General features: G+C 60.9%; 19 protein-coding genes. 15 read left to right on the plus strand and 4 right to left on the minus strand.

Annotated elements, in window-relative coordinates; genetic code table 11:
- Positions 1–31: 31 nt before the first annotated feature.
- Positions 32–1,090 carry a PdxA family dehydrogenase gene (locus AC1D0I_RS08945; protein ID WP_477394453.1) on the minus strand — a complete coding sequence of 353 codons (1,059 nt, stop codon included), beginning with the start codon at positions 1,088–1,090 and terminating at the stop codon, positions 32–34.
- Between the two features lie 175 nt (positions 1,091–1,265).
- On the opposite strand from AC1D0I_RS08945, the gene AC1D0I_RS08950 reads away from it, so the two are divergent.
- The 5 genes from AC1D0I_RS08950 to AC1D0I_RS08970 all read left to right on the plus strand — a co-directional run bounded on the left by AC1D0I_RS08950 (position 1,266) and on the right by AC1D0I_RS08970 (position 6,021).
- A complete protein-coding gene (locus tag AC1D0I_RS08950; RefSeq protein WP_477394455.1) occupies positions 1,266–2,234 on the plus strand; it encodes an alpha/beta fold hydrolase in 969 nt (322 codons plus the stop codon).
- Positions 2,235–2,670: 436 nt separating this feature from the next.
- Entirely contained in the window at positions 2,671–3,639 is a 969-nt protein-coding gene (locus tag AC1D0I_RS08955) for a helix-turn-helix domain-containing protein (protein ID WP_477394457.1), read from the plus strand.
- 147 nt (positions 3,640–3,786) lie between these two features.
- Positions 3,787–5,304, plus strand: coding sequence for an aldehyde dehydrogenase (gene adh, locus AC1D0I_RS08960; protein ID WP_477303483.1), 1,518 nt, complete (start codon positions 3,787–3,789; stop codon positions 5,302–5,304).
- 67 nt (positions 5,305–5,371) lie between these two features.
- Positions 5,372–5,710 carry a DUF779 domain-containing protein gene (locus AC1D0I_RS08965; protein ID WP_477394459.1) on the plus strand — a complete coding sequence of 113 codons (339 nt, stop codon included), beginning with the start codon at positions 5,372–5,374 and terminating at the stop codon, positions 5,708–5,710.
- 59 nt (positions 5,711–5,769) lie between these two features.
- Complete coding sequence (locus AC1D0I_RS08970; protein ID WP_457154871.1) at positions 5,770–6,021, plus strand: DUF1858 domain-containing protein; 252 nt, start codon at positions 5,770–5,772, stop codon at positions 6,019–6,021.
- Here the strand turns inward: AC1D0I_RS08970 and AC1D0I_RS08975 are convergent.
- Entirely contained in the window at positions 6,018–6,722 is a 705-nt protein-coding gene (locus tag AC1D0I_RS08975) for a Crp/Fnr family transcriptional regulator (RefSeq protein WP_477303477.1), read from the minus strand. The genes AC1D0I_RS08970 and AC1D0I_RS08975 overlap by 4 nt on opposite strands.
- A 246-nt stretch (positions 6,723–6,968) precedes the next feature.
- Between AC1D0I_RS08975 and AC1D0I_RS08980 the strand changes: the two genes are divergently transcribed.
- The 5 genes from AC1D0I_RS08980 to AC1D0I_RS09000 all read left to right on the plus strand — a co-directional run bounded on the left by AC1D0I_RS08980 (position 6,969) and on the right by AC1D0I_RS09000 (position 10,795).
- A complete protein-coding gene (locus AC1D0I_RS08980) occupies positions 6,969–7,415 on the plus strand; it encodes a pseudoazurin (protein ID WP_477303475.1) in 447 nt (148 codons plus the stop codon).
- A gap of 320 nt (positions 7,416–7,735) precedes the next feature.
- Entirely contained in the window at positions 7,736–8,839 is a 1,104-nt protein-coding gene (gene nirK, locus AC1D0I_RS08985) for a copper-containing nitrite reductase (RefSeq protein ID WP_477394461.1), read from the plus strand.
- A 168-nt stretch (positions 8,840–9,007) separates the two neighbouring features.
- Positions 9,008–9,784 carry a formylglycine-generating enzyme family protein gene (locus AC1D0I_RS08990; protein ID WP_477394463.1) on the plus strand — a complete coding sequence of 259 codons (777 nt, stop codon included), beginning with the start codon at positions 9,008–9,010 and terminating at the stop codon, positions 9,782–9,784.
- 217 nt (positions 9,785–10,001) lie between these two features.
- Complete coding sequence (locus tag AC1D0I_RS08995; protein ID WP_477394465.1) at positions 10,002–10,259, plus strand: group III truncated hemoglobin; 258 nt, start codon at positions 10,002–10,004, stop codon at positions 10,257–10,259.
- A 104-nt stretch (positions 10,260–10,363) separates the two neighbouring features.
- Positions 10,364–10,795 (plus strand): potassium channel family protein, encoded by a 432-nt coding sequence (locus tag AC1D0I_RS09000; protein ID WP_477225707.1) that lies wholly within the window; start codon positions 10,364–10,366, stop codon positions 10,793–10,795.
- Between the two features lie 13 nt (positions 10,796–10,808).
- Here AC1D0I_RS09000 and hemN read toward each other — a convergent pair whose 3' ends face one another.
- Positions 10,809–12,158 (minus strand): oxygen-independent coproporphyrinogen III oxidase, encoded by a 1,350-nt coding sequence (hemN, locus tag AC1D0I_RS09005; protein WP_477394467.1) that lies wholly within the window; start codon positions 12,156–12,158, stop codon positions 10,809–10,811.
- Between the two features lie 158 nt (positions 12,159–12,316).
- Between hemN and AC1D0I_RS09010 the strand changes: the two genes are divergently transcribed.
- On the plus strand, positions 12,317–13,045 hold the full coding sequence (locus AC1D0I_RS09010; protein ID WP_477394469.1) for a Crp/Fnr family transcriptional regulator: 729 nt from the start codon (positions 12,317–12,319) through the stop codon (positions 13,043–13,045).
- Between the two features lie 104 nt (positions 13,046–13,149).
- Here AC1D0I_RS09010 and AC1D0I_RS09015 read toward each other — a convergent pair whose 3' ends face one another.
- Entirely contained in the window at positions 13,150–13,644 is a 495-nt protein-coding gene (locus tag AC1D0I_RS09015) for a hemerythrin domain-containing protein (protein ID WP_477394470.1), read from the minus strand.
- Between the two features lie 174 nt (positions 13,645–13,818).
- On the opposite strand from AC1D0I_RS09015, the gene ccoN reads away from it, so the two are divergent.
- The 4 genes from ccoN to ccoP are packed head-to-tail and all read left to right on the plus strand — an operon-like array spanning position 13,819 to position 17,200.
- On the plus strand, positions 13,819–15,429 hold the full coding sequence (gene ccoN, locus AC1D0I_RS09020; RefSeq protein ID WP_477225703.1) for a cytochrome-c oxidase, cbb3-type subunit I: 1,611 nt from the start codon (positions 13,819–13,821) through the stop codon (positions 15,427–15,429).
- An 11-nt stretch (positions 15,430–15,440) separates the two neighbouring features.
- The gene (gene ccoO, locus AC1D0I_RS09025) at positions 15,441–16,172 is read left to right on the plus strand and encodes a cytochrome-c oxidase, cbb3-type subunit II (protein ID WP_477394472.1); all 732 of its coding nucleotides are present in this window, start codon (positions 15,441–15,443) and stop codon (positions 16,170–16,172) included.
- Between the two features lie 12 nt (positions 16,173–16,184).
- On the plus strand, positions 16,185–16,334 hold the full coding sequence (locus AC1D0I_RS09030) for a cbb3-type cytochrome c oxidase subunit 3 (RefSeq protein WP_477394474.1): 150 nt from the start codon (positions 16,185–16,187) through the stop codon (positions 16,332–16,334).
- 2 nt (positions 16,335–16,336) lie between these two features.
- Positions 16,337–17,200 (plus strand): cytochrome-c oxidase, cbb3-type subunit III, encoded by an 864-nt coding sequence (ccoP, locus tag AC1D0I_RS09035; RefSeq protein ID WP_477394476.1) that lies wholly within the window; start codon positions 16,337–16,339, stop codon positions 17,198–17,200.
- Positions 17,201–17,212 lie beyond the last annotated feature (12 nt).

Consider the following 17,212-nt stretch of genomic DNA (forward strand, 5'->3'; position numbering starts at 1 on the left):
TTTGCTTTCCAGGCTGATCGACGGGAATTGCTCAGGCCGCGGCCTCTTCGCGCTGCGTGTCCTTGCGGCGCGCAAGCTGGGCCGCGAGGCGGACTGCGTTTTCCAGTGCACCTGTCGATGCACTTCCCTTGCCAACGATGTCGAAGGCGGTTCCGTGCGCCGGCGTGGTGAACACGGTCTCCAGGCCGGCCGTGACGGTCACGCCGCGGTTGAAGCCGCGCAGCTTGGTCGCGATCTGCCCTTGGTCGTGGTACATGGCGACGACGCTGTCATACTCCCCCGCGAAGGCCTTGATGTAGATGGTGTCGGCGGGGAAAGGTCCCTTGCAGTCGATGCCGGTTGCCGCCGCGGCCTTGACCGCCGGTCCGATCAGGTCGATTTCCTCACGGCCAAACAGCCCGTTCTCGCCGGCATGAGGGTTGAGGGCCGCAACGGCGATGCGCGGTTTGTCCATACCAGCGCGCTGCATGGTGCGGTTGACCAGTTCGATCGCCTCGATGATGCTGTCATGGGTGATCTGATCGAGAGCCGTGCGCAGCGACACATGCGAGGTGACGCGCGACATCCATTGGCCGTCGAGCACGTTCATCTCGGAGAAATAACCTTTGTGTCCCAACAGATGAGCAAACATCTTGTGCTCGTCGGGAAATTTCCAGCCGCCGGCATGAAGCGCTGCCTTGTTCAGCGGCGCGAAGGTGATGCCATCGACGTCGCCTTTCATCGCCAGCCGCACCGCCTCGGCCAAGGTGTCCCCTGTCAGCTTGCCCGACTCCGGTGAAACCACGCCGCGCGGCAAGGCCGCGGGGTCGATGTTGCCGAGGTCGATAAGAGGTATTTCGGCTGCACCCCAGTCGATGGATGCAACATCCGGGACGGTCTTGAGCGAAAGCGCTACGCCGGCGTCGCGCGCGCCCATCTCCAGGACACGCCGGTCACCAAGAACGACAATGCGCGCAACGTCGGAGAGCCTGCCGTCCGACAGCACGCGAGCAACGAGCTCCGGGCCGATACCGGTCATATCACCAAGCAGCAAGGCCAGGCGAGGCAGGGGTGAAGCGGTTTTGCGCGAAGATTTATCTGGATTTTCCATGGACATGCCCCCTTCGGCTCGACGGTGGTGAGGCCACCCGATATCGGCCGCGCAAGGCTGGCTTCGTGACCGCTTTGAAGCCATGTTGCGCCGCATCCAAGAAAAGTCAACTGAAAATTGTTGACAGTATTCAATTTGAAGGCGAGGCTAAGGATGACCTTATCTGGAGAGCACCATGGACAGCCAACACGCCTCGGAAGTCGCCGCCGCATCCTCTATGCCGCCCTTGGAAAGCAAGCATAGAAGCCTGATGGAGGGATTCTCCTACAGGAGGATCAAGACCAGGGGCGCCGAGATCAATGTCGCCGTCGCGGGATCAGGCCCACCGTTGCTGCTTGTTCACGGCAACCCGTTGACGCATGTCAGCTGGCATCGCATCGCGCCTTCCCTGGCAAAATCCTTCACGGTGGTCGCCATCGACCTGCGCGGCTATGGCGACAGCTCGAAACCCGACGGCGGTGCGGACCATGCCGCCTACAGCTTCCGCGCCATGGGCGAAGACGCCTTCGATGTGATGAGCGCGCTTGGTTTTGAAAAGTTCGCGCTTGCTGGCCATGACCGTGGTGCCCGCGTCGGGTTTCGGATGGTGCTCGATCAGCCCGCCAGGATCACCCGTTTCTGCGCGCTGGATATCATCCCGACCTACCATCTCCTGACCAACGTCACCCTTGGATGGGGGCTGGAGAGCTATCATTGGTTCTTCATGGCGCAGAAGGCGCCCTTCCCCGAGAAGCTGATCTGTGCCGACCTCGACTACTACATCAACTACAAGCTCAACAAGAAAGGCGTGGGCCTGGAGATATTCACGCCGGAAGCCTTCAAGGAGTATGCCCGCTGCACCACGCCTGAGCAGATCCACGCMGTGTGCGAGGACTACCGCGCGACCGTGACGCTCGACCTCGCCATGGACACTTCCGATTTCGGCAAGAAGACGATCCAGTGCCCGGTCATGGTGATCTGGGGCAGCAACAGCCATGTTGGCCGTCACCTGACGCCGATTGAAGCTTGGACGCCCTGGGCGCCGGACCTCAGGGGCTGGGCCATTCCGACAGGTCACTATCCAGCCGAGCACCGGCCTGATCTGGTCTATGAGAGTTTCTGGACCTTCTTCAACGGCGCTGAGCCGACCCCATATCGCCCCTGATACGGCACCTTGGCCTTCTTGCGTCAGAGCTTCTGCTCTGACGCCCTTCTGAAGGCCGTTTCTCCTCCACGCGGTTCCACGTCCCAATCTTCGCCAGTCCGGCTTGTGATCCAGAGCATCGAGAAAATCCATCCCCATGTCGCCAGGCGGCGTGCCGTGTGAGACTTTGCTCTCGATCAATGAATGCCCAATCTGGTTTGAGTACGCTCTCAGGACGTCAATTGAGCGGTTCGCTTCAACAAGGTTGTTCGAACGTTCGGGGCGAGAGTGACCATCGGTTCGGCCAAGCATGGTGGGGAGTGGTTTGCGCTTCTAGTTCTTCCGACGAATTGACAGTGTGACGATTGAAAGCGGAAAAGCGGACGCAATGATAGCTTAGCCCTGTCTTGCAGTTGACCTGATCCAGGGCCTGAAAGGGAGGTTTGGGAGGATAAGCATGAGCGAGGATCTATCCGGTCATCATGCCGACCGCATTCAGGCCGCGATCGCTTCGGACGCCGCGGCGAAGTCCGCTCTGGTTGCCTCCTGGCAACGRTCTTCCAATTTGCATCGGCTCGATCCGACCGATTGCAGTCCCCCACGCTATCTTACAGAGGCGGAATTCGGAGAGGCCCGGCAACGCAGCGAGCCGCTCATCCGTGCTGCCCAATCGAGTCTGGACCGGCTCTATCTTGCCGTGGGTGGCGTCGGGTGCTGTGTGCTTCTCGCCGATCGTGACGGCGTGCCGGTCGAACGGCGCGGCGCCCCGGTGGATGACGAGACGTTTCATTCCTGGGGCTTGTGGACCGGCTCCGTCTGGAACGAACAGTGCCAGGGCACCAATGGGATCGGCACCTGCCTGGTCGAACAGCGCGCACTGACAATCCATCGCGACCAGCATTTTCATACGCGCAACACGGGGCTCAGTTGTACCACCGCTCCCATCTACGATCACCAGGGGGATCTTGTGGCCGCGCTTGACGTGTCTTCCTGCCGGGCCGATCTGACTGAAGCCTTCGCCAATCTTATCTCGGTGGCCGTCGTCGACGCGGTGCGTCGGATCGAGGCGGAGAACTTCAGGATGGCATTCCCGAAGGCGCGAATTCTGCTGGCGCCGGTGACCGACAGAGGTTCGGGCGCGCTGATCGCGGTTGATGCGGACGACCTTGTGGTCGGCGCGAACCGATCGGCCCGCCTGGCGCTCGGGATTACGCAACAGTGTCTCGACAGGCCGATGCCCGCCGCAGATCTGCTTGGTTGGGGCGAGAGCGGCCCAGGAGTCCTCGCCGAGGCTGAGCGCGGCGTGCTACAGCGGGCGCTGGCGCGAGCAGACGGAAATATTACGGCTGCGGCCCAGGCGCTGGGTATCAGCCGGGCAACGCTGCACCGCAAGCTCAACCGCCTGGATGTGCACAGGCCTCACTGACCTTCCGAAATCCTCGCATGACTGTCGCAATTCTGCGACACATGCCGCCCGCCCGCTGTCCTCGGCACGGTGACAATAGCGGCGGAAATCGCAAGTCTCCCTTCCCAAGCGTCGCATTCCGCGGCGTCAGCTCTGGGAGGAAGACACATGAACAAGGTAGAATTCTCACGTTCGGTCAAGGCGCCCTTCGACAAGCGTTACGGCAATTTCATCGGCGGCAAATGGGCCGAGCCGCGTTCCGGCCGCTACTTCGAAAACCACTCACCGGTGAACGGTCAGCTGCTGTGCGAGGTGGCGCGTTCGGATGCGCAGGACATCGAGGCAGCGCTGGACGCCGCGCACGCCGCCAAGGACGCCTGGGGGCGCACCAGCGTCGCCGAGCGCTCGCTTATCCTCAACCGCATCGCCGATCGCATGGAGGAAAACCTCGATCTCCTCGCATGCGCCGAAACCTGGGACAACGGCAAGCCGATCCGTGAAACGACCGCCGCCGACCTGCCGCTCGCCATCGACCATTTCCGCTATTTCGCCGGCGCCGTGCGCGGCCAGGAAGGCAGCCTTTCCCAGATCGACGACGATACCGTCGCCTATCATTTCCACGAGCCGCTCGGCGTGGTCGGCCAGATCATCCCGTGGAACTTCCCGCTGCTGATGGCGTGCTGGAAACTTGCCCCCGCGCTTGCAGCTGGAAACTGCGTCGTGCTGAAGCCTGCCGAGCAGACACCGGCGGCCATCCTGCTCTGGGCCGATCTTGTCGGCGATCTGCTGCCGCCAGGCGTGCTCAACATCGTCAACGGTTTCGGCCTCGAGGCCGGCAAGCCGCTCGCATCCTCGCCGCGCATTGCCAAGATAGCCTTTACCGGCGAGACCACGACGGGCCGGCTGATCATGCAATATGCCAGCCAGAACCTGATCCCCGTCACGCTGGAACTGGGCGGCAAGTCGCCCAACATCTTCTTCAAGGATGTTGTCGCCGAGGACGATGACTTCTTCGACAAGGCGATCGAAGGCTTCGTCATGTTCGCGCTGAACCAGGGCGAAGTCTGCACCTGCCCAAGCCGTGCGCTCATCCATGAATCGATCTACGACACCTTCATGGAACGGGCCCTCAAGCGCGTCGAGGCGATCGTGCAGGGCGATCCGCTTGACCCGGCGACGATGATCGGTGCCCAGGCCTCGTCCGAGCAGCTGGAAAAAATCCTGTCCTATATCGACATAGGCCGCCAGGAAGGCGCCGAGGTGCTGACCGGCGGGTCACGTAACGTCCTGCCCGGCGATCTGGCGGGTGGCTATTACGTCAAACCGACGGTGTTCAAGGGCCACAACAAGATGCGCATCTTCCAGGAGGAGATTTTCGGACCGGTGGTTTCGGTCACGACCTTCAAGGACGACGATGAAGCGCTGGCGATAGCCAACGATACGCTCTATGGCCTCGGCGCCGGCGTCTGGACGCGTGACGGCAACCGCGCCTATCGCTTCGGCCGTGCGATCCAGGCCGGCCGCGTCTGGACCAACTGCTACCACGCCTATCCCGCGCATGCCGCCTTCGGCGGCTACAAGCAGTCCGGCATCGGCCGCGAGACCCATAAGATGATGCTCGACCACTACCAGCAGACCAAGAACATGCTGGTCAGCTATAGCCCGAAGAAGCTCGGCTTCTTCTGATCCCTTGTTTGGCTCACAGCGCGGCTCCGCGAGGGGCCGCGCCCCCATTCTGAATGCGGAAAACACCATGCATGCGAAGGTCACGGCGACGCCGGCAGCCCTTGAACTGATCGCGGAGATCGTTGCCGAGCATGGACCGGTGCTGTTCCACCAATCCGGCGGCTGCTGCGACGGTTCTTCGCCTATGTGTTATCCGCGTGCCGGTTTCATCGTCGGCGACCATGATGTGCTGCTCGGCCACATCGAAGACGCGCCCTTCTACATCGGGGCTTCGCAATTCGAGGCCTGGAAGCATACCGATCTCATTATCGACGTAGTGCCTGGTCGCGGCGGCATGTTCTCGCTGGACAACGGACGGGAGAAGCGGTTCCTGACGCGGTCGACGATCTGCGCCGTTCATAGGTGATGAGGGTGCATCGGGCTGCTTCCTCTTTGTCCCAGCGCAACGAGCATCCCGGAAATCAGATGCAGCATGTCCGCTTCCAAGCGTGGGCAAGCGGCATGAAACACAAATTCAGCGACGATGCGACGATGGACGAAATCATGCACCTGTCGCCGGCGGCCATCCGGGTGGTGCTCCAGCACGGCATGCTTTGCGTCGGCTGCCCGATTGCTTCGTTCCATACCGTTTCCGACGCGGCACGCGAGCACGATCTGAACGAGGAACAACTCGGCTCCGATTTGCGGGCCGCGATCGAAAGCACCAACCCTGACTAACTTTTCTCGGCGCGGCCTTCCGCGATCAGAAGGAGCCGGTGAGGTTCGACTACGGTCACCCTCTGGCGTCCACTTTTGACCAATCCCTGGTCTTCCCAGGCCGAGAGCAACCGGCTCACCGTATGGAGCGTTGTTCCCGTCATCTCGGCAATGTCCTGACGAGAGATCGGGAAGTCGATCAGAATTCCTTCCTCTGTCTTCCTGCCAGCCTGCTTGACCAGCTTGAGCATCGCATGGGCGACGCGCTGTTCCACCTGTTCTGTGGCCATCTCGATGACGCGCGTATGAGCGTCCTGCAGCCTGGTGCCCACGGCCTTGTAGGTGTTGGCACTGAAGCTCGGGAAATTTGCTGCGAAGGTCGGCCATAGATGGCTTGCCCAGGCAAGAACCACGCAATCGACGGCAGCGATCGCATTTGCCGGATAGGTGGTGCGGCCAAGCGCGTGGGCGATTCCCATCAACTCGCCTGGACTTATGTACCGCACAGTCACCTCGTGACCGTCCGGGGTTGATTTCACGACGCGCACATGTCCGTCGAGCAGCAGGAAAAAGGAATGTGCTTCCTGCTCCTGCTCGAACACCGGCTGGTCCTTGGCGATCCGGAGCGACCTGGCCTGGCCGACGATGCGGTCGAGATCCGTGGCGGCGACGCCCTCAAAGACAGAAAGCCCTGCAATCAGCGAGCGATCGAGGCTAGCCAACTCTTTCCCTCCCGAATTTGACCGCGGCCAATGCATCCAAGCCGGTCTGCCAAAGAGTGTTCTCACGGCGACTGATGCGGGGCAAGGGGCGCATGCTTAGGCTCTCGTCCATGCGCCACGCCACACGAGGGCGCCAACGATGTTTTTGCTCACGAGTTTGCGCCAGCGCAAATCGCCAAGCCGCCTGATGGCCTAGAAGAAGGCAACGGTTGAAGGCCGTGATGAACTCAAGAAAAGGATTTCCAAATGAAACTGCCACTGATCGCCGCGGCCATCGCCCTGCTCTCCATCGCCGGTGCCGCGAATGCCGAAGAACACGTCGTGCAGATGCTGAACAAGGGCGAGAAAGGTTCGATGGTCTTCCAGCCCGCCTTTGTCCGGGCAGTGCCCGGAGACACGATCAAATTTGTGCCGACCGACAAATCCCACAATGCCGAGAGCATCAAAGGAATGATCCCGGACGGTGCTGAAGCTTTCAAAGGGAAGCCCAGCGAAGAAGTAATCGTGACCCTCACCAAGGAGGGCGTCTACGGCGTCAAGTGTGCCCCACATTACGGCATGGGCATGGTTGCGCTGATCGTGGTCGGCAAGCCCGCCAACCTGGAAGCGGCGCAGGCCGTCAAGCAGGTCGGCAAAGCCAAAACCGTGTTTGCCGAACTATTTGCCGAAGCGACCAAGACTGCTTCCAACTGAGCCTTTTCCAGGATGCCCTCCGGTTGGCGATCTTCCGGAGGCAGAGGCCGGACAGACCGAGGGGAGCGGTCTGGTCCGGCCTATTTCATATGGGTCTCGATAGACAGCCCGAGACACGATCTTCTCGTCCCCAGCGGTTGCCTTATCCAAGGTTGCTGATCTGGAGCTGGCAGTCAGTGAACCTCGGCCGGCCGGGCTCGGCTACTCGCCCCGTCAATCGAGCAACGCAACAAATGAAATCGGATTTGCGCCAGCGCAAAGACGTGGCCCGCGAGCAGACTATTCTTGGCGCATCAGATCGGTGAACAAAGGAGATGGAAATGCTTACGAGACGAGAAGCTTTGTTAGGTTCTGTCCTTACCGCGGCCGCAGCCGCGGCCGTTGTTGCAATGCCGGTTGTGGCAAGTGCAGCCGAAGTTGCAAGTTTACCGCGCGAAAAGGTCACCCTCGTCGCGCCGCCGTTCGTCCACGCTCATGACCAAGTGGCCAAGGGCGGTCCAAAGGTCGTCGAATTCACCATGACGATCGAGGAGAAGCCGATGATCATCGATGCCGACGGCACGCAGCTCAATGCGATGACCTACAACGGCTCGATTCCGGGCCCTCTGATGGTCGTGCATCAAGACGACTATATCGAACTCACGCTGATCAATCCCGAGACCAATACGCTTGCCCACAACATCGATTTCCACGCCGCCACCGGCGCGCTTGGCGGCGGCGGCCTGACCCTGGTCAATCCCGGCGAGCAGGTCACGCTGCGCTTCAAGGCGACGCGTACGGGGACGTTCGTCTACCACTGTGCGCCTGGCGGCGCGATGATCCCGTGGCATGTCGTGTCGGGGATGAGCGGAGCAGTGATGATACTGCCGCGCGACGGCCTCAAGGACGACAAGGGCAAGTCCGTTCGCTATGACCGCATTTTCTACATCGGCGAGAACGATTTCTACGTCCCCCGCGACGAGCAGGGGAAATTCAAGAAATACGAAACAGCCGGCGACAATTACGATGATACGGTCAAGGTCATGCGCGGGTTGATCCCCACCCATGTCGTGTTCAACGGCAAGGCGGGATCGCTGACTGGCGACAACGCGATGAAGGCGAAGGTCGGCGAAACGATATTGATCGTTCATTCGCAGGCCAATCGTGACACACGCCCGCACCTGATCGGCGGCCATGGCGACTTTGTCTGGGAACAGGGCAAGTTCGCCAACCCTCCGGCCAAGGACCTGGAAACCTGGTTCATCCGCGGCGGGTCGGCTGGGTCGGCGCTCTACACGTTCCGGCAGCCAGGCATCTACGCGTATGTGAACCACAATTTGATCGAGGCCGTGGAACTTGGTGCAACCGCGCACTTTGTCGTCGACGGAACCTGGGACGACGATCTGATGATGCAGGTCGAAGCACCCAAGCCGATCGCCTCGTAAACGGGAGATCCGATCTTCAGTGCAACCTTGCGGCGGAGCCAAAAGGTTGCACGTGCGGCCGGACTTGGTGCCATGCCCTTCGATCCTGTCTTCGCATTCGGAACAACTGCGGCTGCCGCACTGATCGGCATGGGCATAACCCATGCGCTCGACAGGGCTCCTTTGGATTTGCCGACACCGGTCGCCGTGAGCGAACTTGTGGTCCTGGGACCCGGCTCGTTCGATCACCCACAGCCCGGGGAATTCCTCAAGCAGAACCATTCCGTCGCAGCCCCCGTCGTGCGGGAAACCATCGATGCGCCGCTGGAAATCATGAAATACCAGGTAAGCGTTTCGGACTATGGACGCTGCGTGGCGGACGGTGCCTGCAAGCCCGCCGACTCGCGCGAGATCGGCAACGTGCCGGTCACCGGCGTCAGCCACATCGATGCCGAAGCCTATGCGACCTGGCTGTCAGCCCGCACAGGTGAGGCATGGCGGCTGCCCACGGATGTGGAGTGGGCTTACGCCGCCGGCGAGCGATTCAAAGGTGACATCGAGGGCGGGGAAAGCGACCCGAACAACCCGGCGCGACGGTGGCTGACACAGTATCGCCAGGAGGCTGCGCTCGGACGCAAACCTGATCCCGAGCCGAGAGCTCAAGGCGCCTTCGGCACCAATTCAAAGGGCCTGTCGGACATCGCAGGCAATGTCTGGGAATGGACCTCGACATGCTATTCGCACGCCACGATAGGCAGCGACGGAAATCGCCCCGCGAGTTTGATCGACAATTGTGGAGTGCACGCCGTGGAGGGCTTCCACCGCACCTATATGTCGAACTTCATTCGGGACGGTAAGAGCGGCGGCTGCGCCGTCGGAGCGCCGCCCGACAATCTGGGTTTCCGGCTTGTACGCGACCGGACAGGTTTCTTTCAAACTACCATTCGCAGCTTGGGATTGACCTGACTGCAGCAGAATCAAGAGTGCACGAATGACTTCAAAATCCGCTCCGGTTGACCGGGCACGTCCTGTCGCGGAACAGGCTCTGAACCATAACGGCGTTGATCGAGCTTCGATCGGAAAACTGGTCCGCGAATTCTATGCAAAGGTCAGACAGGACCAGCGTCTCGGTCCGATTTTCGCGCGCGAAATCACCGGGGATTGGGAGCCTCATCTCGAGAAAATGACGGACTTCTGGTGTTCTGTCATCCTCAAGAGCGGCGACTATCACGGACGCCCGGTGCCGGCGCACATCAAACTCAAGGATGTCACCGAGGCCGATTTCGATATCTGGCAGGCCCTCTTGGGCCAGACGGCGGCCGAACTCTTCGCCCCGGAGACGGCGGCGGTGTTTGTCGACAGAGCCGAGCGGATCGCGGCAAGCCTGAAACTGGTGATGTTCTTTCGCCTTGGTCCCGCCGCGCCAGGCGAAGGCCAATAGGCGAACTTGGCGAAACCCGACCGATTGCTTCAAGGCTCGAAAGGCCTGCGCCAGGTTTGATTTTACGCAAGGAAAGCGTCCCTCGCGGCTTCTAGTTTCCTCGAATGGCTCTCAACCTCTTCGTCGGCACGATCGTCATAAGCCTGACGGTCGTCATTCACACCTTCGGCCTCATTGCCGTCACCCGTGCGATGGGACATCTGGTGGCGCGATTTCGCATGCATGGTCGTCGAAGCCGGGTCGTTGCAATGATCAGCGTGGTGATGGGCCTTTTTGCCGTCATGACGGCAGAGGTCTGGTTGTGGGCAGGCGTGTACCGCCTGCTCGGCGTTCTGCCCGACTTCGAGACCGCTCTCTACTTTTCCACCATCACCTTTTCGACCGTCGGCTATGGCGACGTGGTGCCGGCCCATGACTGGCGGGTGCTGGCGGCGCTGGAAGGCGTGAACGGCTTTCTTCTGCTCGGCTGGTCGACCGCCTATCTGATCGCGGCCGGAACGCGCATCGGCCCGTTCAGGGCTGGCGAGCACTTTTGACTCGGACGGACGCTCAGACCGCTACCGAATGCCTGGCCTTGCCGGCTTCAAGATATTTGTCGAACTTCGCCGCGATGCTTCTGACAAAGGGGCGACTTTCCGCCGGCACGACGAAGCTGTCGCCATCGAGTTCAAGCAACCGCGCAGGACCATCAAGAGCAGTGGAACTTGCCTTGAGCAGAAGCCTTTGGCCAGCATCGCCAAAGCGCTCCACCAGTTCGATCGCCGAGAAGGCGAAATCGCACATCAGCCTCTCGATGATCCAGCCGCGAACGCGGTCGTCGTCGGAAAGTGCGATACCGCGGACAGCCGCCAGCCCACCGTCGGAGACCATGCGCCCATACTCGGCGGTCGACGGCATGTTCTGAGCATAGCCTTGGCGAAATTGACTGATGGATGATGGGCCAAGGCCGATCAGTGTTTCGCAGCGATCCTCCGTGTAGCCTTGGAAATTGCGGCGCAAGCAGCCGGTTCTGGCCGCTACGGCCAACGCATCGTTGGGCTTGGCGAAGTGGTCGAAGCCGACGGCTTCATATCCCGCGTTCAGCATAAGACAAGCGGCCAGTTGTGATTGAGCAAACCGCTCTGCCGGACCCGGCAACCATGCCTCGTCGATCATGGTCTGATGCTTCTTGAACCAGGGCACATGCGCGTAGCCAAACAATGCCATCCGGTCCGGTTCCAGGGTCAACGCCTGCGCGACGGTGGAGGACACGCTCTCCCTGGTCTGGTGCGGCAGGCCATAGAGCAGGTCCAGATTGACCGATTCGACACCACGTGTGCGAACGCCGTCGACGACCGTTTTGGTCTGCAAAAAGCTCTGCTCGCGGTTAATTGCCTTTTGCACCTTCGGGTCGAAATCCTGGACGCCGAGGCTCGCCCGGGTCGTGCCGATCTCGGCAAGCGCATCGAGGCGGGCGTCATCCATATCATTGGGATCGATTTCGACGCTGATCTTGGCGTCCGGAAGAAAATCGAAGCTGGCCCGCAATGCTTTCCCCAGCTCCACCATGTCCTCGGGCTTCAGCATCGTCGGAGAGCCGCCACCGAAGTGGACGGCGCGCACGCCGGCCTTGCCACCGACAATGCGGGCGATAGTGGCGATCTCGGCATGCAAAGAGCGGAGATAGGCGGTTACGGGGTCATAGTGACGTGTCTGCTTGGTGTGGCAGGCGCAGAACCAGCAGAGCCTGTCGCAGTAGGGAATATGCAGATAGAGCGAAATCTCATCGCCATTCCCGAGCGCCTCCAGCCAGCCTCGACAGACAGTGGCATCGACCCCCGGATGGAAATGCGGCGCGGTCGGATAGCTCGTGTAGCGCGGCACGTTCTCGCCAAGCCTGGCAGCTAGATCCGGTCGCATGTCGCCATCCCTTGTGTTTGCATGGCCAGGAAGGTGGCCGCGACGGGGCGCCAATGCCTTGATTTCGGTCAAAGCCCTTGCACCGGACAAACTGCCACAAGGCGTTTTCAATGGGCCGATGCTATTTTGCCGATACTCTGGATCCTCGGACGATCGTGATGACAGTGCGTGAGGATATTCATAGCGTCGGCATTCCTGTGCTTTGCCAATCATGCGAGGCAAGGCATCGCGGCGTTTGCGGTGCCCTCGACCCCGACCAATTGGTTGGGCTCGCCAAGACCTCGTCAAGGCACAGTGTCGAGCCGGGCAGCGAACTGATCGGCGACGCCGAAACCGTCGACAGCTACTCGAACGTGCTTTCCGGGGTGGTGAAGCTGACGAAGAGCCTTTCGGACGGACGCCAGCAGATCGTCGGCCTCCAGTTCGCGCCGGACTTTCTGGGACGACCTTTCAAGGTGGAAAGCGAGATCAACGCGGAAGCGGCGACCGCTGTCTCCCTTTGCTCGTTTCCGAAGACGGCGATCGAACGGATGATGAAGCAATCGCCGGAGCTCGAGCATCGCCTGCTCAAGCAAACGCTGAACGAACTCGACGAGGCGCGCGACTGGATGGTGACGCTGGGGCGCAAGACCGCTGCGGAAAAAGTGGCGAGCTTTCTGCTGATGATTGCCAGAAACATCGATCCCACGCTCGATCCAGCCACCAACGCGACGAGCTTCGACCTGCCGCTCACGCGCGCAGACATCGCCGACTTCCTCGGCCTGACGATCGAAACGGTGAGCCGCCAATTGACCCGGCTGCGGACAGACGGCGTGATCCGGATCGACAACAACCGCCATGTGACGGTGGACAGCCTCACCCGGTTGGCGAGCCGCTCTGGCGCCTAGAGCCGGATGATTTCAGGTCGAATCGACCTGAAATCATCCGGCCCTAAATGAAAGCGATAGAGGATTTCGACCGAAAACCGCCTCACACTTTTCGGCATCACGCTCTAGTCCCGGTCGACGATCCCGATCATCGGCAGGACGTGCTCACGTTCAAACGCGATGTGCCGGCGCAAGTTCTCGAACAGGCCGCGCAACATGAAGCCGATGGTTTCGGGATTCTCGACTGTCTCACCATGACCGATGGCCAATAATATTTCGGTCACCTCACTGGCAAAGCATTCGTCTTCCACATGTTCGGCCCGCAATCGCCGGGTTGAGGCAAGGTTCGCACCGCTGCCGGTCAAAGCGGCATCGTAGGCGGGAAAGATGACCGTCTCTTCGTATTGATGAATGTTGCGCAGCAGCGGAACGATCGCGTTGGCCGTGCCGAGACATTTCAGACGATCGACGCTGGGCAAGGCGTCTGCAATTCTCTCCAGGGCATCGCAGAGCTGCAGCTTTTCCCTGTGCGCGCGCTTCATCACCGCGGCCGGGACCGCTTCTCTGCAGGATCGATCGGCTGGTGCGGGATTTTCATCGCCTGCTCCGAACAGCGACATTCCCGATCCTTTCGTCTGGCTCAACGGCAGCCCCCGGTTGGTTTGCAAGACCACGCTGCCCAATCCGAAAGCGCTGAGCTTTGACATGGATCAAGGCGGTGACACTACGGCTGAGGAATTGGTGTCCAGGCGGATTGGCGTCCGCGCATCGGAATCCGAGGTCGGGGACATGTCATGAAATTCGGCACACAAATCTTCGCTTTGGCCCTTTTTACATTTGCGGCTCTGGTGGCCGCTGGCTTCGGTGTGGACGAGCCCTTCCGGCAGCACATGTGGGTGCTGTTTTTTGTGCTGCTCGGTTTTGTCGCCGTCCTTATCCGCAACACGAGCTTTGAAGCTGCCGCTCCGATCGACGCATCCGCTTACATGGATGGGCCGGTCCGTTACGGCGCCATCGCCACCATGTTCTGGGGCGTCGTCGGCATGCTGGTCGGCGTGGTCATCGCGCTGCAGCTCGCCTACCCCGATCTCAACATCCAGCCCTGGTTCAATTTCGGTCGTTTGCGGCCGCTGCATACGTCGGGCGTGGTCTTCGCTTTCGGCGGCAACGCGCTGCTTTGCACGTCTCTGTATGTCGTGCAGCGCACCTGCCGCGCGCGGCTGTTCGGCGGCGATCTCGCCTGGTTCGTGTTCTGGGGCTACCAGCTCTTCATCGTCATGGCGGCGACCGGCTATCTGCTCGGCATCACCGAGAGCCGCGAATACGCCGAACCCGAATGGTATGTGGACATCTGGCTGACCATCGTCTGGGTCGCCTATCTCGTCCTGTTCCTCGGCACGATCCTGAAGCGCAAGGAACCGCATATCTACGTCGCCAACTGGTTTTACCTGTCCTTCATCGTGACCATCGCGATGCTGCATGTGGTCAACAACCTGTCGATGCCGGCCTCCTTCCTGGGCTCCAAGAGCTATTCCGCCTTTTCCGGGGTGCAGGACGCGCTGACGCAGTGGTGGTACGGCCACAACGCCGTCGGCTTCTTCCTGACCGCCGGGTTCCTCGGCATGATGTATTACTTCGTGCCAAAGCAGGCGAACCGGCCGGTCTACTCCTACCGGCTGTCGATCATCCATTTCTGGGCGATCATCTTCCTCTACATCTGGGCCGGTCCGCATCATCTGCACTACACCGCCCTGCCCGACTGGGCGCAGACGCTCGGCATGGTGTTCTCGATCATGCTGTGGATGCCGTCATGGGGCGGCATGATCAACGGCCTGATGACGCTGTCGGGCGCCTGGGACAAGCTCCGTACCGATCCGATCATCCGCATGATGGTGATGGCCATCGCCTTCTACGGCATGTCGACCTTCGAGGGGCCGATGATGTCGATCAAGACGGTCAACTCGCTGTCGCACTATACCGACTGGACCATCGGCCACGTCCATTCCGGCGCGCTCGGCTGGGTCGGCATGATCTCATTCGGCGCGATCTACTACATGGTGCCGAAGCTCTGGAACCGTGAACGCCTCTACTCGCTGCGGCTGGTCACCTGGCACTTCTGGCTGGCGACGCTCGGCATCGTCGTCTACGCGGCGGTGATGTGGGTGTCCGGCATCATGCAGGGCCTGATGTGGCGCGAATACGACGAGCAAGGCTTCCTGGTCTACTCCTTTGCCGAAACCGTCGCCGCCATGCACCCCTATTATGTGATGCGCGCCATCGGCGGGGCCATGTACCTCTCCGGTGCCCTGATCATGGCCTGGAACATCACCATGACCATCCTCGGRTACCAGCGCGCGGAAGAGCCGATGCCGGGCTCCGCACCCTCCCTGCAGCCTGCCGAATAAGGAGCCAGAGAATGAGCCTGATGGACAGACATGCACTCATCGAGAAGAACGCCACGCTTCTACTCGTTGGCTCTCTTCTTGTGGTTACCGTAGGCGGCATCGTCGAGATCGCGCCGCTCTTCTATCTCGACAACACGATCGAGAAGGTCGAGGGCATGCGGCCTTACTCGCCGCTCGAACTTGTGGGACGCAATATCTATGTGCGCGAGGGCTGCTACCTCTGCCATAGCCAGATGATCAGACCTTTCCGTGACGAGGTCGAGCGCTACGGCCATTACAGCCTGGCAGCAGAGTCGATGTACGATCATCCTTTCCAATGGGGATCGAAGCGCACCGGACCGGACCTCGCCCGGGTTGGCGACCGCTACTCGAATTTATGGCACGTCGAGCACCTTTCGGATCCACGTTCGGTCGTCCCGGAATCGATCATGCCGAGCTATGCGTTCCTCAAAGACGCGCCGATCGACGTGAAGGACTTCTCGACGCATCTGGTCGCCAACAGGCAGGTCGGCGTCCCCTACAGCGATGACATGATCGCCCACGCCAATGCCGATCTGATGGCGCAGGCCGATCCCAACGCCGACACATCCGGCCTCGAAGCCCGCTATCCCAAAGCCAAGATCGGCGACTTCGACGGCAACCCGCAACAGGTGACCGAAATGGATGCCCTGGTTGCCTATCTGCAGATGCTCGGCACGCTGGTCGATTTCAAGAACTACGACGAAGCCGCCGGCTACCGCTGAGGAGTCTTATCCATGGATTACAATTTGATGCGAGAGTTTGCCGACAGCTGGGGTCTGGTCGCCATGGCGCTGTTCTTTGTCGGCGCAATCGCCTTCGCGCTCCGCCCCGGCAGCAGCAAGCTGGCCGACGAAGCCGCCCGGATTCCCCTTGAGGACGAGTGATCATGAGCGACGAGCACATCGACGAAATCTCTGGCGTCTCGACCACCGGCCACGAATGGGATGGCATCCGGGAGCTGAACAACCCGCTTCCGCGCTGGTGGGTCGTCACGTTTTACGTCACCATCGTCTGGGCGATCGGCTACACCATCGCCTATCCGGCATGGCCTCTGCTGCACTCGGCAACCAAGGGCGTGCTCGGCTATTCCAGCCGCAACGAGGTCAAGAACGAACTGACCGCCGCTGAAGCCGCCAAGGGCAAGTATGTCGCCGCGGTGGAGTCCAAGAGCGTTTCTGAGATTGCCGCGGACGACACCTTGCGCGAGTTCGCGGTCGCTGCCGGTGGCGCCGCTTTCAAGGTCAATTGCGTGCAATGCCATGGCTCCGGCGCCCAGGGCTCCAGGGGCTTTCCCAATCTCAACGACGACGATTGGCTCTGGGGCGGCAAGGCCGAGCAGATCCAGCAGACGATCACGCACGGCATCCGCTTCGCGTCCGATCCGGATACGCGCCTGTCGGAAATGCCTGCCTTTCGCGACATCATAACCGCTGACCAGATCGCTCAGGTGAGCGCCTACGTGGCCAGCCTTTCCGGCAAGGTCCAGGACGCAAGCCTGATCGCGCCCGGCGCCAAGGTCTTTGCCGAAAACTGCGTCTCCTGTCACGGCGACAACGCAAAAGGCAACAAGGAACTCGGGGCTCCAGATCTGACCGACGCAATATGGCTCTATGGCTCCGGCGAAACAGCCATCGCCGCTCAGGTTCGCGCGCCGAAGCAGGGGGTAATGCCAGCCTGGGGCGCACGCCTGGGCGAAACCAAGGTCAAGGAACTGGCGGTCTACGTTCATTCGCTTGGCGGCGGAGAATAGGAAGCGGGGGCC

It is taken from the genome of Mesorhizobium sp. P2_D1 (assembly GCF_056404455.1).